Below are 370 nucleotides of genomic sequence, written 5' to 3'. Positions count from 1 at the left end.
GGGGCGACACACCCGCACCCCCCCACCCCCCACCCCGCCCCTATAACCCACAGAGCGGCCGAATATCACCCCCTGTTTTCGAAAACCCGGGACCGTCGGATCACGGGGGCCAGGCTTGGGCGCCAGCGGTGGGAATGAGCGCTGCGGCGATGTCGCGAACGCTCCGTTCGGGACGTTCACCGTCCGCGCCGCGTCGTTCGGGACATGACGGGCCGCGCCGCACCGAAGGCGTCCCTCAGCGCGCTTCGCGGCCCAGAAGGACCGCCGGACATGCCGTGAAGGCCGCCATAACCGCCGTCAAAGCCGGCCAGGAGGCCCTAACCGGCCACCTGGACACCCCCGGGTCACATGTAGGGGGTCGGGGGCGTTC

The sequence above is a fragment of the Amycolatopsis sp. NPDC059027 genome (assembly GCF_042739735.1).
Taxonomy (GTDB): domain Bacteria; phylum Actinomycetota; class Actinomycetes; order Mycobacteriales; family Pseudonocardiaceae; genus Amycolatopsis.
Note: the sequence above shows the minus strand (reverse complement) of the source record.